At 33.0% G+C, this 9,634-nt stretch carries 8 protein-coding genes; 4 read left to right on the top strand and 4 right to left on the bottom strand.

From position 1 onward, the window contains the following. Positions 1 to 345: 345 nt before the first annotated feature. On the bottom strand, positions 346 to 2,520 hold the full coding sequence (locus PW5551_RS05335; RefSeq protein WP_113074763.1) for a sodium-translocating pyrophosphatase: 2,175 nt from the start codon (positions 2,518 to 2,520) through the stop codon (positions 346 to 348). Positions 2,521 to 2,821: 301 nt separating this feature from the next. On the opposite strand from PW5551_RS05335, the gene PW5551_RS05330 reads away from it, so the two are divergent. Then, positions 2,822 to 3,439 (top strand): cyclodeaminase/cyclohydrolase family protein, encoded by a 618-nt coding sequence (locus tag PW5551_RS05330; protein WP_113074762.1) that lies wholly within the window; start codon positions 2,822 to 2,824, stop codon positions 3,437 to 3,439. A 77-nt stretch (positions 3,440 to 3,516) separates the two neighbouring features. Beyond that, positions 3,517 to 3,705, top strand: coding sequence for a hypothetical protein (locus PW5551_RS05325; RefSeq protein WP_113074761.1), 189 nt, complete (start codon positions 3,517 to 3,519; stop codon positions 3,703 to 3,705). Between the two features lie 59 nt (positions 3,706 to 3,764). Here the strand turns inward: PW5551_RS05325 and nadD are convergent, their stop codons facing one another. Genes nadD through PW5551_RS05310 form a run of 3 tightly spaced genes read right to left on the bottom strand, consistent with a single transcriptional unit; the run spans position 3,765 to position 6,652 of the window. Next, positions 3,765 to 4,331: a nicotinate (nicotinamide) nucleotide adenylyltransferase gene (gene nadD, locus PW5551_RS05320; protein ID WP_113074760.1), complete on the bottom strand. Its 567-nt coding sequence runs from the start codon at positions 4,329 to 4,331 to the stop codon at positions 3,765 to 3,767. A 13-nt stretch (positions 4,332 to 4,344) separates the two neighbouring features. Continuing rightward, positions 4,345 to 5,667, bottom strand: coding sequence for a GTPase ObgE (gene obgE / locus PW5551_RS05315; RefSeq protein ID WP_113074759.1), 1,323 nt, complete (start codon positions 5,665 to 5,667; stop codon positions 4,345 to 4,347). A 16-nt stretch (positions 5,668 to 5,683) separates the two neighbouring features. After that, the gene (locus tag PW5551_RS05310; RefSeq protein WP_113074758.1) at positions 5,684 to 6,652 is read right to left on the bottom strand and encodes a cation diffusion facilitator family transporter; all 969 of its coding nucleotides are present in this window, start codon (positions 6,650 to 6,652) and stop codon (positions 5,684 to 5,686) included. 403 nt (positions 6,653 to 7,055) lie between these two features. Here PW5551_RS05310 and PW5551_RS05305 point away from each other — a divergent pair, with 403 nt between their 5' ends. Together PW5551_RS05305 and PW5551_RS05300 are read left to right on the top strand one after the other, a co-directional pair. After that, on the top strand, positions 7,056 to 8,144 hold the full coding sequence (locus tag PW5551_RS05305) for a nitronate monooxygenase family protein (protein ID WP_113074757.1): 1,089 nt from the start codon (positions 7,056 to 7,058) through the stop codon (positions 8,142 to 8,144). A 33-nt stretch (positions 8,145 to 8,177) separates the two neighbouring features. Further along, a complete protein-coding gene (locus PW5551_RS05300) occupies positions 8,178 to 9,344 on the top strand; it encodes an iron-containing alcohol dehydrogenase (RefSeq protein WP_113074756.1) in 1,167 nt (388 codons plus the stop codon). Positions 9,345 to 9,634 lie beyond the last annotated feature (290 nt).

The raw sequence follows: 9,634 nt of genomic DNA, 5'->3' as shown, positions 1-9,634 counted from the left end.
GATGCAGCGTTTTGGTGCCGCAGACGGGGTAGTCGCTCTTTAATTTGCTTTTAGCAAATTATATGTACCACACCCTGTCAGACTTTCAGTCTGACACCCCTCTCAAGAGGGGAATTAAAGCCAATTCTGTTTCTCTGTCTCTTTTAGCTATCTTTTCTAACGCGTCAAACATTTTTATGAAAAAGTAAGATTTCTTTATTTATTCCCCAATAACGGTAAGTGAGACCATGACATAATAATTATACCTCCAAAGTAGTTTTGTAATTTTTATTAATTACATGTCTACTTTGGAGGTATCAAATCAGATACTTAACATTATCTAGGGTTTCGGTTTTATATAAAAACCTAGAATAGATGGTAAACTTTGAAAATAGATACAGTTATAAGGGAAACTACAGACATAATTTTTATAAGTATATCAAGTGAAGGTCCTACAGTGTCTTTTAATGGGTCTCCTACGGTATCTCCCACAACTGCTGCTTTATGAGCATCTGTACCTTTTCCTTCTCCTTCTACTCCACCAGATTCTATCAGCTTTTTAGCATTATCCCATGCACCCCCAGAATTTGCTGAAAAGATGGCGAGCATAACCCCACTCAACGTGGTTCCTATCAATAAACCGCCTACAAAGTCAGCTCCAAGTAAAAACCCTGAAACAATGGGCGTTACCGTTGCAATAAGAGCAGGGAATTTAATTTGACTCAAAGCCCCTTCACTACTTATTCTAATACATCTTTCATAATCTGGATCGACTTTTCCTTCCATAAGTCCAGGAATTTCTCTGAACTGTCTCCTAACTTCGTCAACCATCTTATTAGCAGCATTAACAACAGCGTTTATTAAAAACGAACTAAAAAAGAATGGTAAAGCAGCACCAAATATTGCTCCGGAAATCGTTCTAGAATTTATCATGTTCAAAACTAATATATTCTCTAAGTGACCAATTCCACCATCTCCAGGCCCTGCTTGAGAGTAAATAAATGATGCAAACAATGCTAACGCAGCTAAAGCAGCTGATCCAATAGCAAAGCCCTTTCCTATTGCTGCGGTAGTGTTTCCTACAGAATCAAGTTTATCTGTTATTTCTCTCACTTCAGGTGGTAAATTAGACATTTCACTTATTCCACCAGCGTTATCCGCAATAGGTCCGTATGAATCAACAGAAACTGTGGCAGCAACAAAAGAAAGCATACCTATAGCAGCCATTGCAACTCCATATAAGCCAGCTACTTCAAAAGACACCAGAATACCCAACATTAGTAGAAAAACTGGTAATAATACACTTTCCATTCCCAATGCTAGACCTTTAGTTATTACTATTGCGGGACCACCTTTAGCAAAATTACTCAACTCTTTAGTAGGATGATAAGCATCATTGGTATAATATTCTGCTATAAGTCCCATTAAAATACCATCTATTATACCTATTACTGCAGCTAACCAAGGCGAAAACATTCCTAACCTGAACCCAATGTTTTGAAATTCTAATGAATCTATGCCCCTTAAATAAAACAAACTTAGAAAAAAAGTTAAAATCAAAGTTAAAAATGCGGAAGTCATCAAAGAATTATTTAAATCTTTATGAGGATCATCGCTAGGTTTTTTCAAAATTATGTATAATATACCTATCATTGAAGAAACTAATCCAAATGAAATAAACAGTATCGGATAATAAGTTAATTTAAGTGTAGCATCGTACGAAAGGTTTTGAGTTCCTAAAAGAAAGTGAGAATAAAGTATCAAAACTATAGCTGATATAGTTGCTCCCACATAACTTTCAAGCAAATCTGCCCCTAAACCTGCGACATCTCCTACGTTATCTCCTACGTTATCTGCTATTGTAGCAGGGTTTCTTGGATCGTCTTCTGGTAAAGCAAGTTCTGTTTTTCCTACTAAATCTGCGCCCATATCTGCGGCTTTTGTATAAACTCCTCCCCCGACTCTATCAAACATAGCAATTATTGAACATCCAAGAGCGTACCCTGAAACAGTCATAGTAAAGGGAATAAAATTTATGCCCAACCAATTAACCTTGATTACTAAATTTTCAGGATTAAGTTGCCCAAACCAATTCCCAAAAATAATATATATTAGAAACAATCCTAAAAGTGCTAGCCCCGAAACACTTAACCCCATAACACTTCCACCTTGAAAAGCAACTTTCAAAGTCTTCCCTATACTTTTTTCTGTTCTTGCCTTATTACTAACTCTTACATTGGCATATGTAGCCATTTTCATTCCTATGTACCCAGCTAAAGCGCTCATAAATGCCCCAATTACAAAGGCAACACCAACATACCATTCGACCACAATACCCAAAGCTAGAGCAATAAAAACTCCATAGATAGATAGTACTCTTAGTTCATGGTTGACAAAAGCTGAAGCTCCAATTCTGATAGCGCTAGCTATATGTTTCATCCTATCAGTACCCTCATCCAAAGAAACAACCTTTCTAAAATTGACTCTTGCAAATATCAAAGCTATGACAGGAACTAATACCAAAACCCAAAGTGTGCCCACTATTTCACCTCCAACTTTTTTAAAAACTTATGGAAAAAATACCATAAAACCCCATTTTATTATATCATTGCTGATTTAAAAAAATAAATTTAAAGACAGCCCGTTATAAATAATTACACTTAATCTAAGTTTATTAAGCGTAATTACACGCTCATTTCTGCTAAATAGAACTCCTTGTTTTTTAAAGATTTTTTGGTAAAATAATAATAATAGAAACATAATAATTCTATTATAATAATATTTAAAAACCTGAATTTTTTAGTTTATATTGTGTAAATTATCACTAAGGGAGGAATAAGTTTTGTTATCAGATATGAAATTAAGAGATTTTTTAGAGAAACTTTCTTCAAAAGAACCAGCTCCTGGAGGCGGAAGTGCTTCTGCATTAGCCGGAGCAACAGCTGCGAGTTTAGGTTGCATGGTAGCAAACCTTACAATTGGTAAAAAAAAGTATCAAGATGTAGAAGAAGAAATAAAAAAAATAAAAGAAAAATTAGAGGAATACAGAAATAAGTTCCTAATTGAAATGGAAGAAGACGCAAAAGCTTTCAATAAAGTTATCGATGCATTAAAATTACCAAAAGATACAGAAGAACAAAAAAAAGTTAGAAAAGAAAAAATTCAAGAAGCCACAAAAGAAGCTACATTAGTACCTTTAAAGATTTCCAAAGATGCTTTGGATGTCATGGAATTGGCAGAATCAATAGCAGAAAAAGGTTATAAAATGGCTTTAAGCGATGCTGTAATTGCAGTGATACTAGCTAAAGATGCTGTTTTAGGGGGGATATACAATGTGAAAATTAATCTTCCAAATATAAAAGATCAGGAGTTCGTTGATAATATAAAAAGCGCGATAGAGAAAATGGAATCAGAAGCAAATGCTATTGAATTAAGAACACTTTACAATACTCACTTATAATTGATCGAGGATTTTGTTAATAGCAATAAAAATTTTTTATACTTCAATTAATGGGTTAGGGAAGGAGGTTTTAAATTATGGAGAATAAAGAAGAAAAGAAAGAAGAACTTTTGAAAAAGAAAAAAAGTTTGGAAGCAGAAAAAAATTCTATTGCCAAGTATATGGGTCCCCACGAACATGATGAAGCCTTAGAAAAAGAGTGGGGACGAATTAACGCAGAATTAGAGAAAATAGAGAAAGAAATTCAAGAATTAGAAAATCAGTAAAAAACAGGTCGGTACAGAAGTACTGACCTGTTTTCTTTAGTTTTTTGAGTTTTATAATTTTATAAATTGTAGTAGGAATAAAAACTTTTTACCTCATCGATTATTTTGTCATCAACCATTCCTTTGACTGTTTTTCCGTTTTTTATTCTTTCTCTGATCAATGTAGAAGATATATCAATAATAGGGCTTTGCAGCATGATATGTTCCACATTGTCCACATAATTTTTCTTTTCTGTAAAATACCTAGGATACACAATTAATTTTGTTTTTTTTAAAATATCTTCCCATTTGTACCATTTTTTAAAATTTATAAGGGAATCTTCTCCTATTAAGAGATAAATAACCTTGTAATAATGAAATAAGTATTCAATAGTCTTCACAGTATAAGATGGTTTAGGTAATATAGCTTCAAGATTACTAACTTCAAAATAATTATCGTTAAAAACATCTTTACACCACAAATATCTTTTTGTGTAATCAGCAATATGCTCTATTTTTTTATGTGGAGGAGTTGGAGATGGCATAATTATAAATTTTTCTGGTTTAAATTCGTCATATGCAATCTCGGCTATTATTTTATGACCTATATGGGGCGGATTAAAACTGCCTCCAAAAAGAATTAGCATATTTTACCCCTTTTTATGGTATATATTCAAAAGCAAAATTATCTATGTAAACGGTGTCTCCCTCTTTAACTCCAGCATCTTTAAGAGTTTTGTTTAACCCATTTTTTTCAAGTATATTCAGTATTAATATGCGTGAATCTTTCTGATTTATATCGTATCTTGATAGTAATTTCTCCATACCTTCTCCCACTACTTCATAAGTTTCTTCATCCCACCGTACAACATTTATTTTTATAAAAGGATCAGGTTCATATTTGACTGGTTCTATTTTGATCTTTTCTGAAACAGGAGATCTTAATCTTCTTTCTACTAATTTTTGATACTCAATCTTTTCTTTTTTTATTTCACGCCAAATTTTTTGAATTAATGGATCTAAATTTTTACCTGTATAAGCAGAAATTGGAAATATATCTTTTCCCGTTTTGTTTTTAAAATCTAAAAGCCTTCTTTCTAGCTCGTTTTCATTGAGTAAATCTATTTTGTTTGCAACTATAATTTCTTTCTTCCTGGATAGTATAGGGGAGAAACTCTCTAATTCTCTTCTAATATTTTTATAATCTTCCCCCGGATCCTTACGTTCAAAGCAAGAAATATCTATTATATGTACAATCAAAGAACATCTTTCTATATGTCTTAGAAATTTATCCCCTAATCCTTTCCCTTCGTGTGCCCCTTCAATAAGCCCTGGAATATCTGCAACTACGAAAGAATAACCATCTTTTAATTTAACCACACCGAGATTTGGAGTCAAAGTAGTAAAAGGATAATCGGCTATTTCCACCTTTGCCCTAGATATTCTTGAAATTAACGTTGATTTACCCACATTAGGATATCCAATTAATCCAACATCTGCTATTATCTTTAAAACTAATCTTAAATTCTTTACTTCCCCTTCAACACCTTTTTCAGCTATTTTTGGAACCTGAAGAGTAGAAGTAGCGAACCTAGCGTTCCCTCTTCCTCCCTTTCCTCCTCTTGCGATTACTACGTATTGTTCGGGAAGTTTTAAATCAGAAATTAATCGACCAGTTTCAATATCATAGATCAACGTTCCTACTGGCACTTCTATTATTACATTTTCTCCAGATTTTCCGGTCTTTTTCTTGTTTTTCCCATTTTGACCTTTTTCAGCCTTAAATATTTTTTTGTACCTAAAATCAACCAAAGTATTTTTATTTAAAGTAGACTTTATTATTATTGAACCTCCATCTCCTCCATCTCCCCCATCAGGTCCGCCTTTTTCTACATATTTTTCTCTTCTAAAACTTACGGCACCATCCCCACCTTTTCCTGCTATTACTTTTATATTCACTTCATCTATAAAATCACCTAACAAAACGTTACACCTCCAACTACTTATAAAAAATTCTTTTTATAGAATTTTTATCGAATCCGAACTCTTCTTTCTCTTTATTCCCAAGAGGTTCTACATGAATAATTACATCTTTTATATATGGATTTTTTTCTTTCAATTCTTTTTCAATTTCCGAAGCTAGATCATTGGCTTCTTTCACAGCCATATGTTCATCAACCTCTATATGTAGCTCAACAAAATAAACATATCCCGCTTTTCTGACTCTTATTTTATGTGGATTATAAGCCTTATCAAATTTTTCTACAGCATCTAATATGTTATAATAAATTTCACCTAACTCTTTTGAACTCCCCATAAACTCATCAGAAGTTTCTATGAACATTTCAACTCCTACTTTAAAGATAAATATTGAAACAATTATTGCAACAACCGAATCAATCCACAACAAATCAAAAGAGAGATAAAAGATTATTCCAATTAAAACTGATAAAGAAGTCAATATATCGTTTCTCATATTTAAAGCATCAGCTACTAAAGAAGAATTTTTTGTTTTATTTCCAGCAGAGTATTTGTACTTGTAAAGACCATACTTTGCTACTATTGAAATTAGAGAAATCCACAACACTAAATATGGCCTTTCAATTAAAAAATTCCTATTGAAAAGGCTTTGAACGGCTCCAATTAAAACTTGAAAACCCGCATAAATAATAACCAAAGATAAAACCTTGGTAACAATAGTTTCTGCTCTTTCATGACCAAATGGGTGACTTTCATCAGCCGGTCTATTCGATATCTTTGCTGCTACTAACGTTAAAATAGACGTTATAATATCCGTTGAGGTATCAATGGCATCAGCTAAAATAGCCATACTTCCCGTTATAAACGAAATAAGAAGTTTGAAAAAAGCCAACAAACCATTTACAACTATCCCTACCCACGAAGCTCTGACAGCTATCTTTTCTCTATTTGTATTTAATTTGGGATTTTCCTTCAAATTATCATTCAAATTCTACCCTCCACTCCCCAATTAATTCTTTGAACAAACAACTCTCGCTTTCTTTTTTTTGGAAACATAGTGCAGAAAATATTATACCACAATAAGCTTGGTTTGGTTAATAATATAATCTCGCATTCTTCAAAATTTTACTTAATTTGTAAAAAAGTTTTTTACAATAATTTGATTCTTGATATTTTATGGTATATAATTTTGAAGATCACTTATTATTCCGCTATATAAATAAATTTGATATTTAAATTTCTTATAATAAAAGAACTCCTTTCATAACTAATAAATTAAGCATTTTAAAATACTAAAACAGATATTTTTTCTCTTATTTTAGAAAAAGTTTTATCGGATGTACACATTATAATGATATAATTTAAGAAAAAGATTCTAAAGGAAAAGGAGAGTGAATTTTATAAACAAATTAAATATAAATGGATTGATTCCAAAGATACCTTTAATACAAGGGGGGATGTCTGTAGGCGTCTCACTCGATAATTTAGTTGCAGCGGTTGCAAATGAAGGTGGAATAGGTATAATAGGTACTGCAGGTATTGGACTTGTTGAAAACGTTCAAGCTAAAAAATATAGCGAAAAGAATGCAGAAGGCCTAAAAAGGGTAATTCGAAGAGCTAGAGAAAAATCTAAAGGAATTATAGGAGTAAATATAATGACTGTCTTAACTGATTATAAAGATTTAGTTATGACATCAATAAAAGAAGAGATAGATTTGATTATATCTGGTGCAGGTTTACCATTAAGTTTACCTGAATTTCTTGAAGAAAAATCAAAAACACGATTAGTTCCAATTGTTTCATCTCTAAAAGCTGCACAGATAATATTTAAAAGATGGTGGGGAAAATATAATTATATTCCTGATGCTTTTGTAGTAGAAGGACCTAAAGCTGGTGGGCACCTTGGTTATAAAAAAGAAGATTTAAGAAAACCTGAATTTCAAATAGAAGCAACTATTCCCCAAATAAAAAAATTCTGTGATGAAATCAAAAAAAACTACGGAAAAGAAGTTCCAGTAATAGCTGCAGGAGGGATAGATTCTTCAGAAAAAGTAAAAGAGATGTTTTCATTAGGAGCAAGCGGAATTCAAGTCGGGACCCCTTTTATCGCCACTGAAGAATGTGATGCAAATATTAATTTTAAAAAAACCCTTATAAATGCAAAGAAAGAAGATATTACAATAATTAAAAGTCCTGTCGGCCTTCCAGGAAGAGCCGTTCGAAATAAATTCATTGAAGACGTGGAAAAGGGTATTAAAAAACCATTTAAATGTCCTTACCATTGCATAAAAACTTGCAACTTTCTTGAAACACCTTATTGCATTGCTCAAGCATTACTCAATGCTGCAAAGGGAAATTTAGATGAAGGCTTTGTGTTCAGCGGAGAAAACGGTTATAAGATTAATAGAATTTCTACGGTAAAAGAAGTTATAAACAACCTTTTTCCCGAAAGATCAAAATCTTATGTAAATTCAAATTAATTCTAAAAGTTAGAGATAAAGGAGGTATTTTACATGCTTAATTTTCAATTTGTGAGTCCAACAAAGATTATTTTCGGAAAGAACACCGAAGAAAAAGTTGGAGAAGAGGTAAAAAAGTTATCAGACAAAATTTTGCTGCATTATGGTCAAGGTAGTATTAAAAAAATAGGTCTTTATGATATAGTGGTAGAATCCTTGAAAAAAGCGGGAGTCGATTTTGTTGAACTAGGAGGGGTACAACCTAATCCTAGATTAAGTTTGGTAAAAAAGGGAATAGAAATTTGTAAAAAAGAAAAAATTAACTTCATTCTTGCTGTTGGAGGCGGTAGTGTAATAGACTCTTCCAAAGCAATAGCTGCAGGAGTAAAATATGAAGGAGACGTTTGGGAACTCTATGAAGGCAAAGGTACTTTGAAAGACGCCTTATCTGTAGGAGTTATTCTAACTATTCCAGCTGCAGGAAGCGAAGCAAGTATGGGTTCAGTTATTACAAAAGAAGAAGGATGGTACAAACGAGCTATCAATTATGATATTCTTCGACCAAAATTCACCATCATGAATCCAGAACTGACTTATTCATTACCTCCTTTTCAAACGGCCGTCGGAACGGTTGATATGTTAACACATGTCATGGAAAGATACTTTACAAATACTAAAAATGTAGATTTAACTGATAGATTGAGTGAAGCTACTATGAGAACTATAATCCACAACGCTCCTTTGGCTTTAGAAGATCCACACAATTATAATGTCAGAGCAGAGATTATGTGGGCTGGCACAGTAGCTCACAACGGTTTATTAGGTACTGGAAGAGAAGAAGATTGGGCTACCCACGATATAGAACACGAAGTAAGTGGAATATACGATGTTGCTCATGGAGCGGGTTTAGCTGTATTATTCCCAGCTTGGATGAAATACGTATACAGGCACGATATTAACAGATTCGCTCAGTATGCAACAAGAGTTTGGAACGTAGAACCAGATTTCTTTAACTTAGAAAAGACTGCTTTAGAGGGCATAAAAAGACTTGAAAATTATTATAAAGAAAGTTTGAATTTGCCTTTGACGCTGAAAGAATTGAAAGTTCCAGATGATAGATTTGAAGAAATGGCGGAAAAAGCAACAGAGAAAGGGCCGTTAGGAAACTTTGTAAAGCTGTATAAAGAAGATGTTTTGAATATATTGAAATTGGCAAAATAACTCATTATCTTCTAACATATAATTAATTCCCCTCGCATGAACTGCCCCATGTCAAGTAGACACAAAAATTAATAAAAAACTATATACAATTGGATGCTTGGTTTCTGAACTCAACAGGAGCCAGGCATCCAAGTTTTTTCTGGCGGTTTTATTCCCCTTCCTCGAAGGGGTGGATGCAGCGTTTTGTGCTGCAGACGGGGTAGTCTCTCTTTAATTTGCTTTTAGCAAATTATATGTATCCACACCCTGTCTTCGCTTTCAGCGAATCCACCCCTCTCAAGAGGGGAATT

It is taken from the genome of Petrotoga sp. 9PW.55.5.1, from assembly GCF_003265365.1.
Lineage (GTDB): Bacteria > Thermotogota > Thermotogae > Petrotogales > Petrotogaceae > Petrotoga.
Note: the sequence above shows the minus strand (reverse complement) of the source record. Positions and strands in the feature narration are given on the sequence as shown.

Bases quoted from the DNA above. Each gene is read 5' to 3' on its own strand.
- PW5551_RS05325 (WP_113074761.1), top strand. From the start codon at position 3,517: ATGGAGAATAAAGAAGAAAAGAAAGAAGAACTTTTGAAAAAGAAAAAA.
- nadD (WP_113074760.1), bottom strand. From the start codon at position 4,331: ATGCTAATTCTTTTTGGAGGCAGTTTTAATCCGCCCCATATAGGTCAT.
- PW5551_RS05300 (WP_113074756.1), top strand. From the start codon at position 8,178: ATGCTTAATTTTCAATTTGTGAGTCCAACAAAGATTATTTTCGGAAAG.